Source organism: Streptococcus sp. HMSC068F04 (genome assembly GCF_001837455.1).
In the GTDB taxonomy this organism is placed as follows: Bacteria; Bacillota; Bacilli; order Lactobacillales; family Streptococcaceae; genus Streptococcus; species Streptococcus salivarius_D.
On record NZ_KV832482.1, the window covers coordinates 13,542 to 36,935 of the forward strand.

Genomic DNA, 23,394 nt, shown 5'->3' on the forward strand with positions numbered 1-23,394 from the left:
TTTATTTTACCCTTATTCTTCCTTGATAGTGATGATAGCCCGTCGCTAATCTTTTTCTTGCTCCACCCTTGCAAAACTTCTGTGTTTTCGATATAATTAACTGGTTAAGTAAATGGAGAAAGCAATGCTAGAACTAGAAGAACAAGTAAATCAATTGATTAATCAGATTTTGCTTAAGGCTGAAAATCAGCATGAGCTCCTCATTGGTCAGTGCCGTAGTCAGGTTAAGTTGACTAATACTCAGGAGCATATTCTCATGCTTTTGTCTGAGGGACGAAAGACCAATTCTGAGTTGGCTAAGACCCTCAATGTTAGCCAGGCTGCTGTTACCAAGGCAGTTAAAACCTTGGTCAAAGAGGGCATGTTGGAGGCTAAGAAAGATAAGGATGATGGGCGTGTGACCTACTTTGTCTTGACACAAGAAGCTCAACCCATAGCCCAAGAGCATGAGGAACACCACCAAGAGACCTTGGGGGTTTATCGGTCTGTATTGGATCAGTTTGATAATCAAGAGCGTCAGGTTATTGGACGTTTCTTGACAACATTAGCAGAAAAAATCGAGGAATAAGATGCGCTATATTACAGTTGAAGGACTGAGCTTCCAGTATGATGCGGAGCCCGTTCTGGACAATATTCACTATCATTTGGATTCTGGGGAGTTTGTAACCCTGACTGGGGAAAATGGAGCTGCCAAGTCAACGCTTATTAAGGCTACCCTAGGAATTCTCAAGCCTAAGAAGGGAACTGTAACCATCTCTGAAACCAATAAAGATGGTAAAAAGCTTCGCATGGCCTATCTTCCACAGCAGATTGCCAGCTTTAATGCAGGTTTTCCGAGCACGGTCTACGAGTTTGTGAAGTCTGGCCGTTATCCTCGTAAGGGCTGGTTCCGTCGTTTGACTAAGCACGACTTGGAGCACGTTCAACGTGCCCTTGAGTCTGTAGGTATGTGGGAAAATCGTCACAAGCAAATTGGTCGTCTCTCAGGTGGGCAAAAGCAACGTGCCGTTATTGCTCGTATTTTTGCCTCAGATCCAGATATCTTTGTCTTGGATGAGCCAACGACGGGTATGGATGCAGGAACAGCCAATACTTTCTATGAACTCATGCACCACTCGGCTCACAAGCATGGCAAGTCTGTCTTGATGATTACCCACGATCCAGAGGAAGTCAAGGAGTACACAGACCGTAATATTCATCTAGTTCGTAACCAGAAATTGCCTTGGCGTTGTTTCAATGTCCATGAAAAGGATGGAGAGGAGCACAAACATGATTAGTGAATTATTAGCCTATGATTTTATGCAACGTGCTATTCTCGCCGTGATTGCTATCAGTATCTTTTCGCCAATTTTGGGGCTTTTCTTAATTCTTCGTCGTCAGAGTCTGATGAGCGATACCTTGAGTCACGTGTCCCTAGCTGGGGTGGCTGTTGGGATTTTCTTGGGACTATCAACCACTTGGATGACCCTTGTGGTTGTGGTTATTGCTGCTTTGGTTTTAGAATATCTCAGGGTTAGTTACAAGCATTATATGGAGATTTCAACGGCTATCCTCATGTCAATGGGATTGGCAGTGGCTCTTATTCTTAGTAACAAGGCGGGTAGCAGTAGTATGAGTCTGGATAGCTATCTTTTTGGTTCTATCATCACGATTAGCGCTGAGCAGGTGCGTGCTCTCTTTGTTATTGCGGCCATTGTACTGGTCTTGACCCTACTCTTTATTCGTCCTATGTATCTTTTAACCTTTGACGAGGATACCGCTCATGTAGATGGTTTGCCAGTTCGTCTCATGTCTCTCCTCTTCAATATTGTGACAGGGATAGCGATTGCCTTGATGATTCCAGCAGCAGGATCACTTTTGGTTTCTACCATCATGATTCTTCCTGCAGCTATTGGTATGAAAATAGGTCAAACCTTTAAATCTGTTATTTTCTGGGCTATTGGTATTGGTTTGGTTGGAATGCTCTCTGGTATCTTTATTTCCTATTATTGGGAAACACCAGCTAGTGCAACTATTACCCTTATCTTCATCGCCTTCTTTGGTCTGGTATCCATCTTTGAACCTCTCTTAAAAGCAGAATAAATAATAGAAGAAAAGGGCTTGAGAAATCAAGCTCTTTTTGTGATATACTAAAGTGGTTTTTGAGAGAAGTTAAAATAAGAATGGTAGATTTCTAGGCAGAAAAAATGATTAGTTTTTTCTGGTGTCTACTATTATCTGTAACAGTAACAAAAAAGGAGAAAACATGGAAATCTTTTTAACGAGTATATCGGGAATCCTAGTCATCTTAGGTATGATTTTAGTGGGATTCGTTATGGGCGAAAAAGGCTGGTTTGATGACAAGTCACGTGGTCTTATAGCGAAACTAGTCACTCAAATTGCCCTGCCTTGTTACATGCTCTATACGATCACTCAGCGTTTCACAGCGACAGACCTGCTCAAGATGTTACCAGAATTGCGTTTTCCTGCACTGTCCATGGTGATTTTACTTGGGATTGCGACAGCGGTGGCTAGTATTTTTGCAGTGAAAAAGGAGCGTCGTGGTCTCTTTATCTCCATGTTTTTTAATTCAAACACCATTTTTGTGGGGCTCCCTATCAATCAAGCTCTCTTTGGCGATGCTAGTATTCCCTATGTTCTTATCTATTATATGTGCAATACGACCTTTTTCTGGACCTTGGGAACTTACCTTATTCAGCGAGATGGGGAGGGAGAGGCAGAATTTGATTTAAAAACAAGTCTGAAAAAGATCTTCTCTCCCCCTCTAATGGGTTTCATGTTAGGTCTTATTATTGTTATCCTTCATATTAAATTACCAACTTTTTTAGCCAGTGACTTGCAGTATTTGGGTAGTTTGACGACTCCTTTATCTATGATTTTCATCGGTTTGTCAGTATCCAATGCAGGTGTCAAGCAGTTGGTTCTTAAAAAGGACCAGGTATTGATTTTGTTGGGACGCTTTGTAGTTGCCCCTCTCTTGATGGCTGCCATTGTTTACTGGGCACCTCTCCCAACTTTGATGAAACAAGTTTTTATCATCCAGTCTGCCATGCCTGTCATGACCAATGCTCCAGTAGTTGCTAAACTCTATGGAGCTGATAGTGATTACGCTGCTGTTATGGTGACTGAGACTACCCTCGCGACCATGATTGTTATCCCAATTCTCATGGTTCTGATGGCTTAATAAATGCCTGAGTCCCCCAGTTTTTGCTAGGGGGCTTCTCTTTGTAAAAAAAATCAAAAAAGTTTAAGAAAACGCTTTACAAATCATCAAAAGGTGCTATAATAATTACATAAGCAATGCAAACGTTTGCATCAAACGTAGGAGGAAATGAAATGAATAAGCTAAAAGAAAAATTTGGCTTTGAGTTCTGGCAGAAATTCGGTAAAGCCCTCATGGTTGTTATCGCGGTTATGCCAGCAGCAGGTCTCATGATCTCTATCGGTAAAACGATTGCCATGATTAATCCAAACATGGCACCACTCGTTATTACAGGTGGATTTCTTGAGCAGATTGGTTGGGGGGTTATCGGTAACCTTCACATCTTGTTTGCCCTTGCCATTGGTGGTAGTTGGGCTAAGGAACGTGCAGGAGGTGCTTTTGCAGCAGGTCTTGCCTTTATCTTGATTAACCGTATGACTGGTTCAATCTTTGGTGTTACTTCGGATATTCTTGCTGATAAAGCTGCTACAGTCCACACCGTTTTTGGTCAATCAATCAAGGTATCTGATTACTTCATCAGTGTTATGGAAGCTCCAGCCCTTAACATGGGTGTGTTCGTAGGTATCATCTCTGGTTTCATCGGAGCTACTGCCTTCAATAAATACTATAACTTCCGTAAATTGCCAGAAGCTTTGTCATTCTTCAATGGTAAACGTTTCGTACCATTCGTAGTCATTCTTCGTTCAGCTATTGCAGCTATCGTTCTTGCCATTGTATGGCCAGTTATCCAATCTGGAATCAACGGTTTTGGTATGTGGATTGCCAACTCAAAAGAAACTGCTCCAATTTTGGCACCGTTCTTGTTCGGTACATTGGAACGTCTTCTCTTGCCATTTGGTCTTCACCACATGCTAACTATCCCAATTAACTACACTCAATTGGGTGGTACTTATGAAGTCTTGACTGGTGCTGCAAAAGGTACTAAAGTTTTGGGTCAAGACCCACTCTGGCTCGCATGGGTTACTGACCTTGCTAATCTTAAAGGTGCTCACCCAGATCAATACAAACACCTTCTTGAAGCCTACACACCAGCTCGTTTCAAAGTTGGTCAAATGATTGGTTCATTTGGTATTTTGATGGGTATGGTCGTAGCTATCTATCGTAACGTTGACGAAGACAAGAAACATCAATACAAAGGTATGTTGACTGCCACTGCGCTTGCAACATTCTTGACAGGGGTAACTGAACCAATCGAATACATGTTCATGTTTGTGGCTACTCCACTTTACATCATTTACGCATTTGTACAAGGTGCTGCCTTTGCAATGGCTGACATCGTTCACCTCCGTGTTCACTCATTCGGTTCTATCGAATTCTTGACACGTACACCACTCGCTATTAACGCAGGTTTGGCGATGGATATCGTAAACTTTATTTGGGTAACTGTACTCTTTGGTGTTATCATGTTCTTCATCGCTAACTTCATGATTAAGAAATTTGATTACGCAACACCAGGACGTAACGGTAACTATGAACAAAACGATGATGCTCCTGCAGAATCTGCTGGCTCAGCAGGTGCTGGAACAAGCTCAGCAAGTTCACAAGTTATCAATATTATCAATCTTCTTGGTGGACGTGCTAACATCGTGGACGTTGACGCATGTATGACACGTCTCCGTGTTACTGTCAAAGACGCTGAAAAAGTTGGAACTGAAGCTCAATGGAAAGCCGAAGGGGCTATGGGTCTTGTCATGAAAGGACAAGGTGTTCAAGCTATCTACGGTCCTAAAGCTGACGTCTTGAAATCTGATATCCAAGACGTACTTGATTCAGGTGAAGTGATTCCAGAAACACTTCCAAGCCAAATGACTGCTGTTCAAAAAGCAGAAGCTACCTTCAAAGGTGTGACTGATGAAGTACATTCAGTTGCTGATGGTCAAGTTATCAACATCGAAGATGTTAAAGACCCAGTATTCTCACAAAAAATGATGGGTGATGGCTTCGCTGTAGAACCAGAAAACGGTAAAATCGTTTCACCAGTAGCTGGTAAAGTGACAAGCATCTTCCCAACTAAACACGCTCTTGGTTTGGTAACAGATAATGGTCTTGAAGTTTTGGTTCACATCGGACTTGACACTGTTAGTCTTGAAGGTAAACCATTCGACGTTAAAGTTACTGAAGGTCAAACAGTTGCTGCAGGTGACCTCTTGGTTGAAGCAAACCTTGATGCTATCCGTGAAGCAGGTCGTGAAACATCTACAGTTGTTGTCTTTACAAATGCAGATGCAATCAAATCAGTTAAAGTAGAACATACAGGTAAATTGGCTGCTAACGCTCCAGTTGCAAAAGTAGAACTTTAATTTGCTAAACGATAAACAAGCAGACAGCCCTTGGGCTGTTTTGTTTGTAAATGACCCTATGTCATTTCTAGATGCAAGTCAGAAGAGGGATAAACTTATGAAATTTCTAACTTTAAATACTCACAGTTGGATGGAAGAAGATGCAGAAGGAAAATTCCAAACCTTAAAGGAACAGATCCTAAAGGCTCAGTATGATATTATTTGCTTCCAGGAAGTTAACCAAGAAATAGAGACTTCTGTTGTTGACACGGATGCTTACTATCATGCACTTCCATCAGCAACACCTATCCACCAAGATCACTTTGTCCGTCTTCTTGTGGAAAAGTTGGCTGAAGAAGGTCTTCAATACCATTGGACTTGGGCCTATAATCACATTGGTTATGATCACCTTAATGAGGGGGTTGCCGTCTTGTCACGTCAACCATTGACAGCGAGTGAAATCTTGGTTTCAGATGTTGATGATCCAACTGACTACCATACACGCCGTGTAGCAGTTGCTGAAACTACTGTAGATGGCCGAGAAGTTGCTGTTGCTAGTGTTCACCTTTCATGGTGGGACAAAGGTTTCCAAGAAGAGTGGGCACGTATTGAGGAACGTTTCAAAGCTATTGGGAAACCGCTCATCCTAGCAGGTGACTTTAATAACCCAGCAGGTCGCGAAGGGCATCAAGCCATCTTGGCTAGCTCGCTCAATCTTCAAGATAGTTTTGAAGTAGCTAAAGAAACAACTGGTAGCTATACAGTTGGACCAGGTATCGATGGCTGGAAGGGCAATGAAGAGCCTTTACGTATCGATTATGTCTTTGCTAGCCAAGATTGGACAGTAGAGCGCCTTAGTGTGATTTTTGACGGCCATAATCAACCTTTGGTAAGTGACCATTACGGTCTTGAAGCAGAATTAACATTTAAGTAGAAACTGTATCCTATTATGACCTAATAAGGGTAAAAAACATTGTCAAAAGACAAATAAAAGAGTAAACTAGAAGCTATAATTGAATTTTTATAAGGAGAGACTAATGGCTCATATTACATTTGATTATTCAAAAGTTTTGGATAAATTTGTAGCACCACACGAAGTGGACAACCTTCAAGCACAAGTAACAGTAGCAGACGAAATGATTCGCAAAGGAACTGGCCCAGGGGCAGACTTCCTTGGATGGCGTGACCTTCCAGAAAACTACGATCGTGAAGAATTTGATCGTATCTTAAAAGCTGCTGAAAAAATCAAAGAAGAAAGCGATGTTTTGGTTGTTATCGGTATCGGTGGTTCTTACCTTGGTGCCAAAGCAGCCATTGACTTCTTGAATCATCACTTTGCTAACCTTCAAACAAAAGAAGAACGCAAAGCACCACAAATCGTTTACGCTGGTAACTCAATTTCATCAACTTATCTTGCAGACTTGCTTGAGTATGTTGAAGATAAAGACTTCTCAGTTAACGTTATCTCTAAATCAGGTACAACAACTGAACCAGCTATCGCTTTCCGTGTTTTCAAGGAACTCCTTGTTAAGAAATACGGTCAAGAAGAAGCAAACAAACGTATCTACGCAACAACTGACCGCCAAAAAGGTGCAGTTAAAGTTGAAGCAGATGCTAACGGTTGGGAAACTTTCGTTGTTCCAGATGACATCGGTGGACGTTTCTCAGTATTGACAGCTGTAGGTCTCTTGCCAATCGCAGCTTCAGGTGCTGATATCAAAGCCCTTATGGAAGGTGCTAACGCTGCACGTAAAGAGTATTCTTCATCTAAAATCTCTGAAAACGAAGCTTACCAATACGCTGCACTTCGTAACATCCTTTACCGTAAAGGTTACACAACTGAAATCTTGGCTAACTACGAACCATCACTTCAATACTTCTCAGAATGGTGGAAACAATTGGCTGGTGAATCTGAAGGTAAAGACCAAAGAGGTATCTACCCAACATCAGCAAACTTCTCAACAGACTTGCACTCTCTTGGACAATTTATCCAAGAAGGTACACGTAACCTCTTTGAGACAGTTGTTCGTGTGGAAAAACCACGTAAGAACGTGATTATCCCTGAATTGGAAGAAGATCTTGATGGACTTGGTTACCTCCAAGGTAAAGATGTTGACTTTGTTAACAAAAAAGCAACAGACGGTGTTCTTCTTGCTCACACAGATGGTGATGTGCCAAACATGTTCATCACTCTTCCTGAACAAGATGCCTTTACATTGGGTTACATCATCTACTTCTTTGAAATTGCTATCGCCCTTTCAGGTTACTTGAATGCTATCAACCCATTCGACCAACCAGGTGTAGAAGCATACAAGAAAAACATGTTCGCCCTTCTTGGTAAACCAGGATTTGAAGAACTTGGAGCAGAACTTAACGCTCGCTTGTAATTCTCAGATAAGATCAGCTTTGGCTGGTCTTTTTTTATCCATTTGTAGGCTAAACCCTCCATTAATGATTTCTTGTAGGTTAATTTACGAATTTTTATTTTAAATATTTTGGACTAGCTAGTTGAGTTTTGTGGCTCTTTAATTTAGAAATGATTGTTGCTATAATAAGTTCAAGTATAGGAGGATGAATCATGATTGAACCTGTGGAAATGGGTGCTTTGTTGAAAAAAATTCGTTTATCAAAGAATTTGACATTGAAAGAACTTGCTAGTGATTATTTATCAGTATCTTTCCTATCAAAATTTGAACGTGGAGAATCTGATATCTCATTATCTAGATTTTTTCTTTTGTTAGATAAATTGGATGTTAGTATTGAAGAGTTCTATGGTATTTTATCTCAAGATAATCCAACTCATACTGAAAAGTTATTAGAAAGTGCTAGTAAGGCTTATTATCAAAACGATAGTTTATCGTTACAGAAGTACGCTGGAGAAGAGCGTCATAAATTTGAGCTCACACAAGACAAATCATTTCTCTATAACAGTATTATGCTAGAATCTTTTTTGGCAAGTGTTTCAAATAAAGAGGTTGATGAAAATAAGGTAAGGGAATTAACAGACTATCTTTTTAGTATTGAACAATGGGGAAAAAGAGAGTTGATCATACTAGGAAATAGTATGTCGTTTATTTCCACCCAGACACTTAATGTTTTGACCAAGGAGATTGTGTATAGAACTAGACTTTTTGGAAATAGCGACTCAAATCAAAGAATCCGAATTAGTCTTCTTATTAATGCAGCTTATGAATTTTTACGACGTGATGAACTAGATTCAGCGAAATACTATTTAGATTTAGTCAATGATAGTGGAATTCCTGAGGTCTTATTATATGAAAGACATGAGTTGATATTTGTGATGGGGTCTTACTTGATAAAGTCGGGCGAAGTTGCTGAAGGGAGAAATCTAATTGAGGGGTGTTTAGAAACTCTTAGGACTTTAGGTGCGGAAAAGTTATTGCTTGCTAAGGAATTAGAGTATCAAGAGTTGCTAAATTCTACTATATGACAATTTTATAGAGTGAGTTAAAAAATAGAATAAACTAAGACCATAGTACGACATCACTATGGTTTTTAATTTTCAATGGATATATAGTATTCCAATGTCTTCAATTTATCCAACTGATTATATACCAAGGTGATTTAGATTGTGAGGAAATCTATGAGAACCTATATTCTTAAATACAAGTATGACAATTTAGTTCATATCTTACTGTTAGCACTGAATGCTGCTATTTTTGTGAGTGCCTCGGTAACCTTAGCTTTAATGACGAATCAGCTGGTATCTAAGCGAATCCAATCTTTTTTAGCTCTGTTAGGTCTAGAGGTAGGTCTTTACATTATTTATTTAGTTTTGAATTATATTATTGCAGTACATCAAACAAAATTAATCCAAAAAATGACTTTGTCTATTCGTCAGTCTTATCTTAGTAAAATTATTCACCATTCTTTTAGTGAATTTAGAAAGAGTGATATTGGAGAGCATCTCTCAGTATTAAATAATGATATCCAATTGATAGAATCAAATGGCTTTACAAGTATTTATATCCTTTGTTCAACAGTATTCACCACTTTGTTTTCAATTATCGCCTTATTAAGTTATGATGTAAGGATTGTTCTGCTAGCCATTTTTTTAACTTTGTGTCTGACTTATCTTCCCAAACCATTTACCAATAAAATGCAGAAATCAATGGAGATATTTTCCAAAGCGAATGAGGAGCTTGTTTCTGGAATAAGCGATCAGTTATATGGATATGCGGATGTTTATTACGCTAGTCGTAAACAGATATTTCTTAGACAAGTGAGGTCCATTGTTGAGAAATATATTGTACAAAAAATTATTTTTACAAAAAGAAAGACTAGCACTGAGACGCTGATGGCTTTATTTTCAGTTATCGCCCAGATGTTGATACTTCTTCTAACTGGTTTGTTAATTATTTTTGGAAATATTACTGTTGGAACCATTGCCTCGGTAGGACAGATATCAGGTAATATTTTTAACTCTCTATCCACTATTAATCAGCTGCAAGTGACCATTAAGTCTGTCGATCCTATCTTAAGAAAATTTCACGATTTTCCAGAGGGTCCAAAGACTTGCATAGCGACTATTCAGGATGTTCGCTTTGAGAATGTAAGTTATCATTTTGGAGAGAAGGCTATTTTTGAGGGATTCACTCAAACCTTTAAAAAAGGAGGCAAGTATGCTATTACTGGATGCTCAGGTAGTGGGAAGTCAACCCTGCTTAATATATTCCTAGGCAATCTTAAAGATTACGAGGGAAAAATCTTGTTTGGAAAATTGGAGTCAAAAGAGATTGATGAGAACTCAATCGTGTCTGAATGTGCCTATGTTGGGAGTCAAACTCATATCTATAATGATACCTTGAGGAATAATCTAACCCTTTGGAATGAAGCTATTACTGATACGCACATCAAGGAAGTTCTTGAAAGAGTTAATCTTTTATCTTTCTTAAGTCGTATAGATGAGCAAGTAAGTGACGGTAGCTTTTCGGAGGGCCAAAAACAAAGAATAGGCCTGATAAGAGCATTTTTAAAAGGATGTTCTGTTGTGATTTTTGATGAAGCTACTGCAAATCTTGACCATAATAATGCTACTCGTATTGAGCACCTATTATTAAGCGATCCCAATATCACTTATATCACGGTTACCCACCATCTTATAAAGGAAAATGAACCATATTTTGATAAGATTATTCGTTTGGGAGAGGCCAATGAGTAAATGTTTCATATGATAAATGCTTAGGATTTATTTCAATTTTACTAACGGCAGTCAAAGTGCTATAATGTAAGGGATTGTGAATTTAGCAAGTTCTGCTATTTTCAAAAAAGAAAAAACAAATCAGAGATACAAATCTCTTAGAAGAGGTGAATCCCATGGGACGTAAATGGGCTAATATCGTTGCTAAGAAAACTGCTAAAGATGGTGCAAACTCTAAGGTTTATGCTAAGTTTGGTGTCGAAATTTATGTGGCTGCTAAACAAGGTGAACCAGATCCAGAATCAAACTCAGCTTTGAAATTCGTTTTGGAGCGTGCTAAACAAGCGCAAGTGCCAAAACACGTTATTGATAAGGCCATTGATAAGGCTAAAGGTAACACTGATGAAACTTTCGTTGAAGGACGTTATGAAGGGTTTGGACCAAATGGTTCTATGATTATCGTAGATACTTTGACTTCAAACGTTAACCGTACAGCTGCTAACGTACGTACTGCCTTTGGTAAAAACGGTGGTAACATGGGTGCTTCAGGTTCTGTTTCATACATGTTTGATAAAAAAGGTGTTATCGTTTTTGCAGGTGAAGATGCAGACGCAATCTTTGAACAATTGCTTGAAGCAGATGTAGAAGTTGAAGATGTAGAAGCAGAAGATGGTACTATCACTGTTTACACTGAGCCAACAGATCTTCACAAAGCTTTGGAAGCTCTCCGTGCTAACGGACAAGAAGAGTTCCAAGTGACTGAACTTGAAATGATTCCACAAACTGAGGTTACTCTTGAAGGTGAAGACCTTGAAGTTTTCGAAGGACTTATTGATGCGCTTGAAGCAGACGATGATGTTCAAAAGGTATATCACAACGTAGCAGATATGTAATCTCATTCAACACTTTCCTTACGATGGAAAGTGTTTTTATGTGGTCTGTCTAAGGATTTGTCTTGCTTGTCCTGACTTAATCTGATATAGTAGTAGCCAAGTGAATTATTGGAGGAATACGAAATATGAATATGATGCTAGTTTTGGCCATTTATGTGGTTGCAATTGTTGCTTATGTGGCTTTCAGCCGTCGTCGCCAAGCAAAGGCACAGGAAGATCGTTTTGCAGGTCTTGCTAAGGGTGCTGAAGTTGAAACAATCGGTGGTTTGATTGCCATTGTTGATGAGATTGACAAAGAGAATAACCGTATCGTTTTGGATGCAGAAGGTGTCTTCTTGACCTTTGATTTGAGTCGTTCAATCATGAAAGTGATCACACCAGCACCAACTACAGAAACAGCAGAAACAACTAAAAAGACAATTATCGAAGAAGATTCAGCAATTGAGTCTGCTGATGAAAACTAAGATGTGTATTTGAGACTAGGTTAAATCCTGGTCTTTTTGCGTTTTCTAATCTTATCGGTATTAAAAGCTGTTCAGAACCCCTGAAAATGTGGTAAAATAAAGGGTAAACTATATTTAGAGGATATTCCATGTTTAAATTTAGAAAAAAATCTCATCAAGAGGTTCTAGACAATATTCCCAACCATATCGGTATTATTATGGATGGAAATGGCCGTTGGGCTAAAAAACGTCTAAAACCACGTGTGATGGGGCATAAGGCTGGGATGGACGCCTTGCAAAAGGTAACTATCGAAGCGTCACAACTTGGAGTTAAGGTATTGACAGTATATGCCTTCTCAACTGAAAACTGGTCACGCCCACAAGATGAAGTGAAATTCATCATGAATTTGCCAGTTGAATTCTTTAACAAATATGTACCAGAATTAGACAAAAACAATGTTCGTATTTTGACAATCGGAGATAACAGTCGTCTGCCTAAGGAAACCTTAGATGCTCTTGAAAAGGCAGTTGAGCAGACAAAACATAATTCCGGTTTGGTTCTCAACTTTGCACTGAACTATGGTGGTCGTGCGGAGATTGTATCTGCAGTTCAAGCGATTGCTAAAGAGGTTGAAGCAGGCAAACTCAGTCCTGAAGCTATTGATGAAGATCTCATTGCTAAGCATTTGATGACAGATAAATTGCCTTACCTCTACCGTGATCCAGATTTGATTATCCGTACGAGTGGCGAGCTTCGTCTAAGTAACTTCTTGCCTTGGCAATCTGCCTATAGTGAGTTTTACTTCACAGATGTTTTCTGGCCAGACTTTGACCAGCAAGGGCTACGTCAAGCCATCTCTGACTACAATAAACGTCACCGTCGCTTCGGTGGTGTCTAGAAAGGACCTCTCATGCAAGAACGTTTAATTGGTGGGGGTGTGGCAGCAGCCATTTTCCTCCCATTGCTCTTTATCGGTGGTCTTCCTTTCCAACTTTTGGTTGGAGCTATGGCCATGGTTGGAGTGTCTGAGATGCTTCGCATGAAGCACTTGGAGATTTTCTCTATCGAGGGTATTTTATCAATGGTGGCAGCTTTTATCTTGGCTGTGCCGATTGATCAGTATTTTATCAGTCTTCCAACAAATGCTAGTGTGACAGGTTTCGCTGTTATTTCATTTTTGATTCTAGCGGGGACTGTCCTTAATAGCGACCATTATTCTTTTGATGATGCAGCTTATCCAATTGCATCTGCCTTTTATGTTGGTTTTGGTTTCCAAAATCTCATTGCGGCACGTTTGGATAGTTGGGAAAAAGTTCTCTTTGCTCTTTTTATTATTTGGGCAACAGATATTGGAGCTTACCTTTTTGGTCGTCAATTTGGTCAGAATAAGCTATTGCCAAAAGTATCGCCAAATAAGACTATTGAGGGTAGTGTCGGTGGTATCTTGTCCGCAATCATTGTGGCTCTTATCTTTGGTTTGATTAACCACGGCGTTTATGCCCCTCATAACTTCTTCTGGTTGCTTATCTGTACGATTCTCTTTAGTATCTTTGGTCAATTTGGTGATTTGGTTGAATCAGCTATTAAACGTCACTTTGGCGTTAAAGACTCAGGCAATCTTATTCCTGGGCATGGTGGTATTTTGGACCGTTGCGATAGCTGGATCTTCGTTTTCCCAATCATGCACTTCCTAGGACTTTTTTAAGAGTGGAGGTGTCTAGATGAAAGCTATTATTACCTTTTTACTGATTTTCTGTGTGATTGTCGTCTTCCATGAGTTTGGTCATTTCTTTTTTGCCAAACGCTCAGGAATTTTGGTTCGTGAATTTGCCATTGGTATGGGACCGAAAATTTTTGCACATACAGGTAAGGATGGTACCGTTTATACTATCCGTATCCTCCCTTTGGGTGGTTATGTCCGTATGGCTGGTTGGGGTGAAGATACAACTGAGATTAAAACAGGTAGCCCTGCCAGTCTAACGATTGGATCAGATGGTAAGGTAAGACGTATCAACCTTTCGGATCGCCAGGTTGACCAGACGGCTTTGCCTATGAACGTCACTGCCTATGATTTGGAGGATAAGTTAACCATTACAGGTCTAGTCCTAGATGAGACCAAGACCTATGAGGTTGATCATGATGCCACTATCGTTGAGGAGGATGGTACAGAACTTCGTATCGCTCCTAAGGATGTCCAATATCAAAATGCAAGCATTTGGGGACGTTTAATTACCAACTTTGCTGGTCCTATGAATAACTTCATTCTTGGGGTGCTTGTCTTTATTATCTTAGCCTTTGTTCAAGGTGGTGTTCAAGATACATCGACCAACCGTATCCAGGTAGCCGATGGAGGCGCTGCTCAGGTGGCAGGCTTGAAAAATGGTGATGCTATCGAGGCTATCAATAAGGACAAGGTTACTGATTGGGACAGCTTGAAGGAAGCATTGACAGAGAATACCCAAAAATTCTCCAAAGGTGACAGCCTTTCTGTGACAGTTAAGAGAAGTAACGGTCAGGAAGAAACAATCTCTGTTAAACCTCAGGAGAACCAAGGTAGCTATTTTTTGGGTGTTTCTCCTGCTTTAAAAACAAGTCTTAAAGATAAGATTTTTGGTGGTTTCCAAATGGCTTGGGAAGGGGCCTTCAAAATTCTCGTAGCACTTAAGGGGCTTATCACCAACTTTAGTTTGAATAAACTTGGTGGACCGGTTGCTATGTTCCAGATGTCTGCCCAGGCTTCAGAAAATGGCTTGATTTCCATTCTTAACCTTATGGGGATGCTCTCAATTAACTTGGGAATTTTCAATCTTATCCCAATTCCAGCCCTTGACGGTGGAAAAATTGTTATGAATATTATTGAAGCCATTCGTCGTAAACCACTTAATCAAGAAATTGAAAGCTATATTACACTTGCAGGTGTTGCTATCATGGTTGTTCTTATGATTGCAGTTACTTGGAATGATATTATGCGTGCTTTCTTTTAATTAGAAACAAAGAAACGAAAGGAAGTCTAAGGGACTTGAGCCAAGGGCCAGCCTCCTTAGTATGTAAATGATGAAACAAAGTAAAATGTTGATTCCAACACTTCGTGAAATGCCAAGTGATGCTCAAGTTATCAGTCATGCCCTTATGGTACGTGCGGGTTACGTGCGTCAGGTTTCTGCTGGTATTTATGCTTATATGCCATTGGCAAATCGTGCTATCGAGAAATTCAAAACCATCATGCGTGAGGAGTTTGAAAAAATTGGTGCGGTTGAAATGTTGGCGCCAGCGCTTTTGACAGCAGATTTGTGGCGTGAGTCAGGCCGTTATGAAACTTACGGTGAAGACCTTTATAAACTTAAAAACCGTGATAAATCTGACTTTATCCTCGGTCCAACTCACGAAGAAACGTTTACAGCCTTGGTTCGTGATGCGGTTAAATCATACAAACAATTGCCACTTAATCTCTACCAAATCCAATCAAAATACCGTGATGAAAAACGTCCTCGTAACGGTCTTCTTCGTACACGTGAATTTATCATGAAGGATGCTTATAGTTTCCACCAAAACTATGAAGATTTGGATGTAACCTATGAAGACTACCGTAAAGCTTATGAGGCTATCTTTACACGTGCTGGCCTTGAATTTAAGGGTATCATCGGTGATGGTGGTGCCATGGGTGGTAAGGATTCTCAAGAATTCATGGCGGTCACTCCTGAGCGTACAGATCTCAACCGTTGGGTAGTTCTTGACAAGTCAATTGCTTCATTGGATGAGATTCCAGAAGATGTCATGGAAGAAATCAAGAAAGAATTGACATCATGGTTGGTATCTGGTGAAGACACAATTGCTTACTCTACAGAGTCAAGCTATGCAGCTAACCTTGAGATGGCAACAAACGCCTACACACCAGCGACCAAGGTTGTGACTCAAGAAGAAGTGACTCGAGTTGAAACGCCAAATTGCAAGTCAATTGATGAAGTTGCTGCTTTCTTGAATGTTCCAGAAGAACAAACCATCAAGACTTTGCTTTTCATTGCTGATGATGAACCAGTGGTGGCCCTTCTTGTCGGTAATGATCAGGTTAACGATGTGAAGTTGAAAAACTACCTTGCTGCTGATTTCCTTGAACCAGCTACAGAAGATGAAGCACGTCAAGTCTTTGGCGCTAACTTCGGTTCTCTTGGTCCAGTTAACCTTCCTGAAAATGTTCGTATCGTTGCGGACCGTAAGGTTCAAGACGTGGCTAATGCGGTTGTTGGAGCCAATGAAGATGGTTACCACTTGACAGGGGTTAACCCAGAGCGTGACTTCAAGGCAGAATACGTGGATATTCGTGAAGTTAAAGAGGGTGAGATTTCACCAGATGGTCAAGGTGTCCTTCAGTTTGCGCGTGGTATCGAGATTGGTCATATCTTTAAACTTGGTACACGTTACTCTGAAAGTATGGGTGCTAATGTTCTTGATGAAAATGGCCGTGCTGTTCCAATTATCATGGGATGTTACGGCATCGGTGTAAGCCGTATCTTGTCAGCTGTGATCGAACAACATGCACGTCTCTTTGTTAACAAGACCCCAAAAGGTCAATACCGCTATGCATGGGGAATTAACTTCCCTAAAGAATTGGCTCCATATGATGTTCACTTGATTACAGTTAACACTAAGGATGAGGAAGCCAATGCTTTGACAGAACGTTTGGAAGCTGCTCTTATGGCTGAAGGCTATGATGTCTTGACAGATGATCGTAATGAGCGTGTTGGTTCTAAATTCTCTGACAGTGACCTTATCGGACTTCCGATCCGTGTGACAGTTGGTAAAAAAGCCAGCGAAGGTGTTGTCGAAGTTAAAATCAAGGCAACAGGTGATACTATTGAAGTTAATGCCGATAACTTGATTGAGACACTTGCTATCTTAACAACAGAACAAAATGCTTAATCTAAAAAATCTTTTCTTGCAGGAGCAAGAAGAGATTTTTCTTTTGTAGTGACAATGATAAATTGAGAGAAAAGAGAGTAAATTCCAATTTGACAGAATTGTCTAAATAGTGTAAACTTAAGACTATCATAACTACGGAGGCATCACATGCTTAACAAAGCGACCCATTTGGGAAATCTTAAAGCTTTTTATTACTTTAGTTTCTTTAGATAGGACGTTTGTGTTTCAGGATACAAGCGTCAGTCAGTTTGTATCTATGAAGCTAAAGCATTTTGTGATGGATTAGCCGATTAGATGAATAGGTCTAACCGGTGACATAAGCTAGCCTGTGCTAGTCAAGATGCATAAAACCAGTTGGGCCTGTCCTAACTGGTTTTTTTCATACCGTGGTCTATTTTTAATTTTCATTTGACCCTATCGTCTCGGAAAAAAGATGAAAGAAAATTGGAAATAGATAGAATAAAAAATAGAGGTATACAAGATGAAGAAATTCTTGGTCAGTATGATGGCTGTTATTACAGCTGTCCTCTTGGTAGCATGTTCCAATGCTTCTAATAAAGATTTGGTTCACGTCGGTGTGCTCCAATATGTGGAACATCCTTCCTTGTCAGCGACACGTAAAGGGTTCATTGAAGAACTCAAAGAGGAAGGTTACGTCGACGGTAAGAACATCAAAATCGATTATCAGAATGCACAAGGAGATCAGTCTAACTTGCAGACGATTTCTCAGTCGCTTATTGAAGATAATGATGTCATGTTAGCTATCGCAACCCCAGCAGCCCAGTCTTTGAGTAGTTTGACAAAGGACAAGCCAATTCTCTTTACAGCTGTTACAGATCCAGTTTCAGCTAAATTGGTTAAGTCTATGGACAATGTTGGAGGAAATGTGACAGGGACAAGCGACATGTCACCAATCAACAAACAAGTCGAGTTGTTGAAAAAAGTCCTTCCAAACACTAAAAAAGTTGGGATTATGTACACGACCAGTGAGCGTAACTCAGAAGTTCAGGTTGAAGAAGCCAAGAAATACTTCAAGGAAGCTGGTATTGAAACGGTTATCAAAGGAATTTCATCAACCAATGATATCCAAGATACAGCCAAGAGCTTGATGAGTCAGACCGAAGTCATCTTCATCCCAACTGACAATACCATTGTTAGTGCTATTAATACCTTGGTAGATCTTTCTAAAGAGACTAAGGTTCCAGTTGTTGGTAGTGACGCTGGTAGTGTAGAAAAAGGTGTCCTGTTCACTTATGGAACTAACTATGAAGCGCTTGGACGTCAAACAGGTAAGTTGGCAGGCCGTGTTCTCCGAGGTGAGAAGGTCAAGGATGTCGATGCAGAGTATCCTAAAACACTTAATGTTGTGGTAAACCATGACATGGCTAAAGAACTTGGCATTGATGTTTCTAGCATTAGTGACGAGGAATCTAAAGCATCAACGCAAGATGACAAACCAATTGCTAAAAAAGATAAGGGTGTCATTAAGCTTAAGGTCAATAAGTCTTCTAAAAAAGGATTTTCAAATGTGGTGCTAACAGCCATCTCTCAGGGACTTCTCTGGGCTATTATGGCTATTGGGGTCTTCATTACCTTCCGTATTTTGGACCTTGCTGATTTGACAGCTGAGGGGGCCTTCCCACTTGGTGCTGCTACGACAACTATCATGATTATCCGTGGAATCAACCCAATCTTTGCGACTCTAGGTGGTTTTGTTGCTGGTATGCTTGCCGGAGCGGTGTCTGGCTTTATGCATACGAAAATGAAGATACCAGCACTTTTAACGGGGATCATTACCTTAACAGGGCTCTATTCAGTTAACCTTTTGGTTCTTGGAAGTGCCAATGTCTCTCTTTCAGGACACAACACGCTGGTGACTATGGTGATGAATCTTGGTCTATCTAAGCTGAATGGTGTGATTCTATTAGGACTGATTTTTGTTAGTCTGGTAGTACTTATGTTGGTTGTTCTCCTTAATACACAGGTTGGACTTGCTCTTCGTGCAACAGGTGATAACCTTGCCATGGGTGAAGCCAATGGTATCAAGGTTGACCGCATGAAGATACTTGGCTACATGATTTCTAATGGTTTGATTGCCCTATCAGGTGCCCTCCTAGCTCAAAACAATGGCTATGCGGATATGAATATGGGTACTGGTACAATCGTAAATGGCTTGGCTGCAATCATCTTAGCCGAAGTTATCGTCAAGTATCTACCACTTGGCAAACGCCTCTGGTCAATTGTCGTAGGTGCTGTTCTCTACCGTTTGGTCTTGGTTATTATCCTTGCCATGAACGTTGATGCTCAAATGTTGAAATTGGCTTCAGCCATCTTGCTTGCTATCATCCTTTATGTGCCAGAAGTACGACAAAAATTCAAAATTAGACCTAACAAATCCTTGACTCTAGGAGGTGACAAGTAATGGCTTTACTTAGTTTACAACAGATTCACAAAACCTTTGAAAAAGGCACAGTCAATGAAAATCACGTCCTTCGTGGTTTGGATCTCGACATTGAGCAGGGAGATTTTATCTCTGTTATTGGGGGAAATGGTGCTGGTAAATCAACCTTGATGAATTCAATTGCTGGTGTTCTTAGCATTGATGAGGGGGATATCTTGTTGGAGGGGCAATCTATTAAGAAAGCATCTGTAGATGAGCGCTCTAAAGACATTAGTCGTGTTTTCCAAGATCCTCGAATGGGGACAGCGACAAACCTTTCTATCGAAGAAAATATGGCGATTGCTTATCGTCGTGGTAAGAAACGTAGCTTCTTTAAAAAGTCTATCACTGAAAGCGAACGTCAAGTCTTCAAGGAAGCCTTGGTAGATCTTGGTCTTGGTCTTGAGAATCGTATGAAGACTGATGCTAATTTCTTGTCAGGTGGACAACGTCAGGCCTTGACACTTGCTATGGCAACCTTAGTGCGTCCAAAAATCTTGCTTTTGGATGAACACACAGCAGCACTAGATCCTAAGACAAGTGATATGGTCATGAATTTGACACGTAAGATTGTTGAAGAACAAGAATTGACAACCCTTATGATTACCCATAATATGGAACATGCTATCGAATATGGGAACCGTCTAGTCATGCTCTATCATGGTAAAATCGTCGTCGATGTGCGAGGTGAGGAAAAGAAAAACCTCACAGTTGCAGAACTTATGGACCTCTTCCACAAAAATAGTGGACAAGTCCTCAATGACGATGCCTTGGTACTCGGTTAATAAACAAAAAAGGAAACTGTCCAAAGTTCAGATTTTGGGTAGTTTTTTCTTGACTATTTTTGACCAAGTGCTAAAATAAATATATGGATTAGCACTCGTGGTTTATGAGTGCTAAAAATAACGTTTCACACGTTACTAATAATAAATAACATTTGGAGGTAATTGGTATGGCATTGAAACCATTGGGTGATCGTATCGTTGTCCGTTTTGAAGAAACAGAAGAAAAAACAGCTAGTGGCTTTGTATTGGCAGGAGCCAGTCATGAAGCTACAAAAACTGCTGAGGTTTTGGCAGTAGGCGAAGGAATCCGTACTCTTACTGGTGAATTGATTGCACCTAGTGTTGCAGCAGGCGATAAAGTTCTTGTTGAAAATGGTGCAGGTATCAATGTTAAAGACGGAGATGATTCCGTTTCAATTATCCGTGAAGCAGATATTTTAGCAGTCCTAGCTTAGGTCTATGCTAATCAGATATAAAGTAAGATAAAGAAGGAGTAACTATGGCAAAAGATATTAAATTTTCATCAGCTGCACGCGCAGCAATGGTCCGTGGTGTTGATACTTTGGCTGATACAGTTAAGGTAACGCTTGGTCCTAAAGGTCGTAACGTGGTTTTGGAAAAAGCTTTTGGCTCACCTCTTATCACTAATGATGGTGTGACAATTGCTAAAGAAATTGAACTCGAAGATCACTTTGAAAATATGGGTGCTAAGCTCGTCAGCGAAGTGGCTTCAAAAACGAACGATATTGCCGGTGACGGAACAACGACAGCCACTGTTTTGACACAGGCTATTGTCCGTGAAGGTCTCAAAAATGTAACGGCTGGTGCTAATCCAATCGGTATCCGTCGTGGGATTGAAGCAGCTGTAGCTACAGCGGTTGAAGAGCTTAAAGCTATTGCACAACCAGTTGCTAATAAGGAAGCCATTGCCCAAGTCGCAGCGGTTTCATCACGTTCTGAAAAAGTTGGTGAATACATTTCAGAAGCGATGGAACGTGTTGGTAATGATGGTGTTATCACTATTGAGGAGTCTCGTGGTATGGAGACTGAACTCGAAGTGGTTGAAGGTATGCAGTTTGACCGTGGTTATCTTTCTCAGTACATGGTTACTGATAATGAAAAGATGGTCGCTGACCTTGATAATCCATTTATCCTTGTGACTGACAAGAAAATTTCAAATATTCAGGATGTTCTTCCACTCTTGGAAGAAGTGCTTAAGACAAGTCGTCCACTCTTGATTATTGCTGATGACGTGGATGGTGAAGCTCTTCCTACGCTTGTTCTTAACAAGATTCGTGGAACTTTCAATGTTGTTGCTGTTAAGGCACCTGGCTTTGGTGACCGTCGTAAAGCGATGTTGGAAGACATTGCCGTATTGACAGGAGCAACTGTCATTACTGAGGATCTTGGTCTTGAGCTTAAGGACGCAACTATGGCAGCACTTGGTCAAGCTTCGAAAGTAACTGTGGATAAAGATAGCACAGTTATCGTTGAAGGTGCAGGAAGCACAGAAGCGATTGCTAACCGTGTTAACCTCATCAAGTCTCAATTGGAAACAACAACATCTGAATTTGACCGTGAAAAACTTCAAGAACGTTTGGCTAAATTGTCAGGTGGGGTTGCAGTTGTTAAGGTTGGTGCGGCCACTGAAACAGCCCTTAAAGAAATGAAACTTCGTATCGAAGATGCCCTTAACGCTACTCGTGCCGCTGTTGAAGAAGGTATCGTAGCAGGTGGTGGTACAGCTCTTGTTAACGTCATTGCTAAGGTTGCTGAACTTGATCTTGAAGGTGACGACGCTACAGGGCGTAATATTGTCCTCCGTGCCTTGGAAGAGCCAGTTCGCCAAATTGCTTATAACGCTGGTTATGAAGGTTCAGTTATCATCGATAAATTGAAGAACAGCCCAGTTGGTACAGGCTTTAACGCTGCTAACGGTGAATGGGTAGATATGGTCGCAGCAGGAATTATCGACCCTGTTAAGGTCACACGTTCTGCCCTCCAAAATGCTGCTTCTGTAGCAAGTCTTATCTTGACAACCGAGGCAGTCGTTGCCAACAAACCTGAACCAGAGGCTCCAGCAGCACCAGCTATGGATCCAGGAATGATGGGTTACTAAGAGTTTAAAAAGCAAAAGAAAAAACCTAGGAAAAGTAGAGAAACTTTTTCTGGGTTTTCTTTTTTTGTGACTTTAAGTCCGTTTCGCTCCGAAGGTGCGAAACAAATAAACCACCCGCTATGCGGGTGCGCATCGAAGGTTATACCGTCATAACAAAAACACTCCAAACGAGTTACAATATGGGTGTTCAAGCCAATTGTAAAACGAAAGGAGTTAAGACTATGGCGCAAAAAGCTCACAGTTTATCACATACAAAATGGATGTGTAAGTACCACATTGTATTTACACCTAAGTATAGACGAAAAATAATCTATAATCAATATAGGAGTAGTCTGGGAGAGATTTTTCATAGACTATGCCAATATAAAGGCGTTGAAATAATAGAAGGCCACTTAATGCCAGATCATGTTCACATGCTAGTAAGTATACCACCACGAATGAGTAGCTAGTTTTATGGGATATTTAAAAGGTAAAAGTGCCTTAATGATGTTTGATAAACACGCCAATTTAAAATATAAATTTGGGAACAGACATTTTTGGGCAGAAGGATATTATGTAAGTACGTAGGACTAAATGAAGCCACAATTAAGAAATATATCCAGGAACAAGAGAAGCATGATATCGCTTTGGACAAATTAAGCGTTAAAGAATATGAAAATCCCTTTAGGGATAATGGTAAGTAATGCGAATGCCTCTTTGAGAGGCTTGTGACGAGTCAAAAGCAATAAGGCTTGAACAAAGTGAAAGCCAGCGTCTTTAGGCGCTGGCTGGTAATATGGGCTTATAGCCCTTGATCAAACCACCCGTTAGACGGGTGGTTATGATTTTTAACCCAAGAAACGTTTGAGGAATTCCTTAGTACGTTCTTCTTTAGGATTTTCAAAGATTTGTTCTGGGCTACCTTGTTCAGCGATTACTCCTTTATCCATAAAGATGACACGGTCTGAAACGTCACGTGCGAACTCCATTTCATGGGTAACGATAATCATGGTCAAACCAGTTTCAGATAGCTCCTGCATAGTCTTGAGTACTTCCCCTACCATTTCTGGGTCAAGGGCTGAAGTTGGCTCGTCAAATAGGATGGCTTCTGGATCAACAGAGAGGGCACGGGCAATGGCCACACGTTGTTTTTG

19 protein-coding genes and 2 pseudogenes are annotated in these 23,394 nt (G+C 40.4%); 20 read left to right on the forward strand and 1 reads right to left on the reverse strand.

Going from position 1 to position 23,394, the window contains the following annotated elements; all coding sequences use genetic code 11:
* The first annotated feature begins 124 nt into the window (after positions 1–124).
* From HMPREF2571_RS04570 to tnpA, 20 genes and pseudogenes are all read left to right on the forward strand, one after another.
* A complete protein-coding gene (locus tag HMPREF2571_RS04570; protein WP_022496535.1) occupies positions 125–568 on the forward strand; it encodes a zinc-dependent MarR family transcriptional regulator in 444 nt (147 codons plus the stop codon).
* 1 nt (position 569) lies between these two features.
* Complete coding sequence (locus HMPREF2571_RS04575) at positions 570–1,277, forward strand: metal ABC transporter ATP-binding protein (protein ID WP_013989981.1); 708 nt, start codon at positions 570–572, stop codon at positions 1,275–1,277.
* Positions 1,270–2,082, forward strand: a complete 813-nt coding sequence (locus tag HMPREF2571_RS04580; protein ID WP_013989982.1) for a metal ABC transporter permease — start codon at positions 1,270–1,272, stop codon at positions 2,080–2,082. The genes HMPREF2571_RS04575 and HMPREF2571_RS04580 overlap by 8 nt, the downstream gene beginning before the upstream one ends.
* Positions 2,083–2,245: 163 nt before the next feature.
* Positions 2,246–3,184 (forward strand): AEC family transporter, encoded by a 939-nt coding sequence (locus HMPREF2571_RS04585; protein ID WP_070847280.1) that lies wholly within the window; start codon positions 2,246–2,248, stop codon positions 3,182–3,184.
* A gap of 152 nt (positions 3,185–3,336) precedes the next feature.
* Positions 3,337–5,523 carry a PTS transporter subunit IIBC gene (locus HMPREF2571_RS04590; RefSeq protein WP_070847282.1) on the forward strand — a complete coding sequence of 729 codons (2,187 nt, stop codon included), beginning with the start codon at positions 3,337–3,339 and terminating at the stop codon, positions 5,521–5,523.
* Positions 5,524–5,620: 97 nt separating this feature from the next.
* Entirely contained in the window at positions 5,621–6,436 is an 816-nt protein-coding gene (locus HMPREF2571_RS04595; protein ID WP_041826718.1) for an endonuclease/exonuclease/phosphatase family protein, read from the forward strand.
* Between the two features lie 103 nt (positions 6,437–6,539).
* Positions 6,540–7,889, forward strand: a complete 1,350-nt coding sequence (locus HMPREF2571_RS04600; RefSeq protein WP_002883580.1) for a glucose-6-phosphate isomerase — start codon at positions 6,540–6,542, stop codon at positions 7,887–7,889.
* A gap of 191 nt (positions 7,890–8,080) precedes the next feature.
* Positions 8,081–8,953 (forward strand): helix-turn-helix domain-containing protein, encoded by an 873-nt coding sequence (locus HMPREF2571_RS04605; protein ID WP_070847284.1) that lies wholly within the window; start codon positions 8,081–8,083, stop codon positions 8,951–8,953.
* A gap of 153 nt (positions 8,954–9,106) precedes the next feature.
* Entirely contained in the window at positions 9,107–10,684 is a 1,578-nt protein-coding gene (locus tag HMPREF2571_RS04610; protein WP_070847286.1) for an ATP-binding cassette domain-containing protein, read from the forward strand.
* Positions 10,685–10,839: 155 nt separating this feature from the next.
* Complete coding sequence (locus HMPREF2571_RS04615) at positions 10,840–11,556, forward strand: YebC/PmpR family DNA-binding transcriptional regulator (protein WP_002883635.1); 717 nt, start codon at positions 10,840–10,842, stop codon at positions 11,554–11,556.
* A gap of 125 nt (positions 11,557–11,681) precedes the next feature.
* On the forward strand, positions 11,682–12,020 hold the full coding sequence (locus tag HMPREF2571_RS04620; RefSeq protein WP_002883701.1) for a preprotein translocase subunit YajC: 339 nt from the start codon (positions 11,682–11,684) through the stop codon (positions 12,018–12,020).
* A 128-nt stretch (positions 12,021–12,148) separates the two neighbouring features.
* Positions 12,149–12,898 (forward strand): isoprenyl transferase, encoded by a 750-nt coding sequence (locus HMPREF2571_RS04625; RefSeq protein WP_070847288.1) that lies wholly within the window; start codon positions 12,149–12,151, stop codon positions 12,896–12,898.
* Between the two features lie 12 nt (positions 12,899–12,910).
* Entirely contained in the window at positions 12,911–13,705 is a 795-nt protein-coding gene (locus tag HMPREF2571_RS04630) for a phosphatidate cytidylyltransferase (RefSeq protein WP_070847290.1), read from the forward strand.
* A gap of 16 nt (positions 13,706–13,721) precedes the next feature.
* The gene (rseP, locus tag HMPREF2571_RS04635; RefSeq protein WP_002883638.1) at positions 13,722–14,984 is read left to right on the forward strand and encodes an RIP metalloprotease RseP; all 1,263 of its coding nucleotides are present in this window, start codon (positions 13,722–13,724) and stop codon (positions 14,982–14,984) included.
* 70 nt (positions 14,985–15,054) lie between these two features.
* Positions 15,055–16,917, forward strand: a complete 1,863-nt coding sequence (locus HMPREF2571_RS04640; protein ID WP_141760060.1) for a proline--tRNA ligase — start codon at positions 15,055–15,057, stop codon at positions 16,915–16,917.
* A 481-nt stretch (positions 16,918–17,398) separates the two neighbouring features.
* Positions 17,399–19,339, forward strand: a complete 1,941-nt coding sequence (locus HMPREF2571_RS04645; protein ID WP_013989993.1) for an ABC transporter substrate binding protein — start codon at positions 17,399–17,401, stop codon at positions 19,337–19,339.
* Positions 19,339–20,142 carry an ABC transporter ATP-binding protein gene (locus HMPREF2571_RS04650; RefSeq protein WP_002883592.1) on the forward strand — a complete coding sequence of 268 codons (804 nt, stop codon included), beginning with the start codon at positions 19,339–19,341 and terminating at the stop codon, positions 20,140–20,142. The genes HMPREF2571_RS04645 and HMPREF2571_RS04650 overlap by 1 nt, the downstream gene beginning before the upstream one ends.
* 167 nt (positions 20,143–20,309) lie before the next feature.
* Positions 20,310–20,597 (forward strand): co-chaperone GroES, encoded by a 288-nt coding sequence (gene groES / locus HMPREF2571_RS04655; RefSeq protein ID WP_013989994.1) that lies wholly within the window; start codon positions 20,310–20,312, stop codon positions 20,595–20,597.
* A gap of 44 nt (positions 20,598–20,641) precedes the next feature.
* A complete protein-coding gene (gene groL / locus HMPREF2571_RS04660) occupies positions 20,642–22,261 on the forward strand; it encodes a chaperonin GroEL (protein ID WP_013989995.1) in 1,620 nt (539 codons plus the stop codon).
* Between the two features lie 221 nt (positions 22,262–22,482).
* Positions 22,483–22,944, forward strand: a pseudogene (gene tnpA / locus HMPREF2571_RS04665) (IS200/IS605 family transposase).
* A gap of 144 nt (positions 22,945–23,088) precedes the next feature.
* Here tnpA and HMPREF2571_RS04670 read toward each other — a convergent pair.
* Positions 23,089–23,394: pseudogene (locus HMPREF2571_RS04670) on the reverse strand (amino acid ABC transporter ATP-binding protein); the annotation flags it as partial.

Bases quoted from the DNA above. Each gene is read 5' to 3' on its own strand.
- HMPREF2571_RS04570 (WP_022496535.1), top strand. From the start codon at position 125: ATGCTAGAACTAGAAGAACAAGTAAATCAATTGATTAATCAGATTTTG.
- HMPREF2571_RS04575 (WP_013989981.1), top strand. From the start codon at position 570: ATGCGCTATATTACAGTTGAAGGACTGAGCTTCCAGTATGATGCGGAG.
- HMPREF2571_RS04580 (WP_013989982.1), top strand. From the start codon at position 1,270: ATGATTAGTGAATTATTAGCCTATGATTTTATGCAACGTGCTATTCTC.
- HMPREF2571_RS04585 (WP_070847280.1), top strand. From the start codon at position 2,246: ATGGAAATCTTTTTAACGAGTATATCGGGAATCCTAGTCATCTTAGGT.
- HMPREF2571_RS04590 (WP_070847282.1), top strand. From the start codon at position 3,337: ATGAATAAGCTAAAAGAAAAATTTGGCTTTGAGTTCTGGCAGAAATTC.
- HMPREF2571_RS04595 (WP_041826718.1), top strand. From the start codon at position 5,621: ATGAAATTTCTAACTTTAAATACTCACAGTTGGATGGAAGAAGATGCA.
- HMPREF2571_RS04600 (WP_002883580.1), top strand. From the start codon at position 6,540: ATGGCTCATATTACATTTGATTATTCAAAAGTTTTGGATAAATTTGTA.
- HMPREF2571_RS04605 (WP_070847284.1), top strand. From the start codon at position 8,081: ATGATTGAACCTGTGGAAATGGGTGCTTTGTTGAAAAAAATTCGTTTA.
- HMPREF2571_RS04610 (WP_070847286.1), top strand. From the start codon at position 9,107: ATGAGAACCTATATTCTTAAATACAAGTATGACAATTTAGTTCATATC.
- HMPREF2571_RS04615 (WP_002883635.1), top strand. From the start codon at position 10,840: ATGGGACGTAAATGGGCTAATATCGTTGCTAAGAAAACTGCTAAAGAT.
- HMPREF2571_RS04620 (WP_002883701.1), top strand. From the start codon at position 11,682: ATGAATATGATGCTAGTTTTGGCCATTTATGTGGTTGCAATTGTTGCT.
- HMPREF2571_RS04625 (WP_070847288.1), top strand. From the start codon at position 12,149: ATGTTTAAATTTAGAAAAAAATCTCATCAAGAGGTTCTAGACAATATT.
- HMPREF2571_RS04630 (WP_070847290.1), top strand. From the start codon at position 12,911: ATGCAAGAACGTTTAATTGGTGGGGGTGTGGCAGCAGCCATTTTCCTC.
- rseP (WP_002883638.1), top strand. From the start codon at position 13,722: ATGAAAGCTATTATTACCTTTTTACTGATTTTCTGTGTGATTGTCGTC.
- HMPREF2571_RS04640 (WP_141760060.1), top strand. From the start codon at position 15,055: ATGAAACAAAGTAAAATGTTGATTCCAACACTTCGTGAAATGCCAAGT.
- HMPREF2571_RS04645 (WP_013989993.1), top strand. From the start codon at position 17,399: ATGAAGAAATTCTTGGTCAGTATGATGGCTGTTATTACAGCTGTCCTC.
- HMPREF2571_RS04650 (WP_002883592.1), top strand. From the start codon at position 19,339: ATGGCTTTACTTAGTTTACAACAGATTCACAAAACCTTTGAAAAAGGC.
- groES (WP_013989994.1), top strand. From the start codon at position 20,310: ATGGCATTGAAACCATTGGGTGATCGTATCGTTGTCCGTTTTGAAGAA.
- groL (WP_013989995.1), top strand. From the start codon at position 20,642: ATGGCAAAAGATATTAAATTTTCATCAGCTGCACGCGCAGCAATGGTC.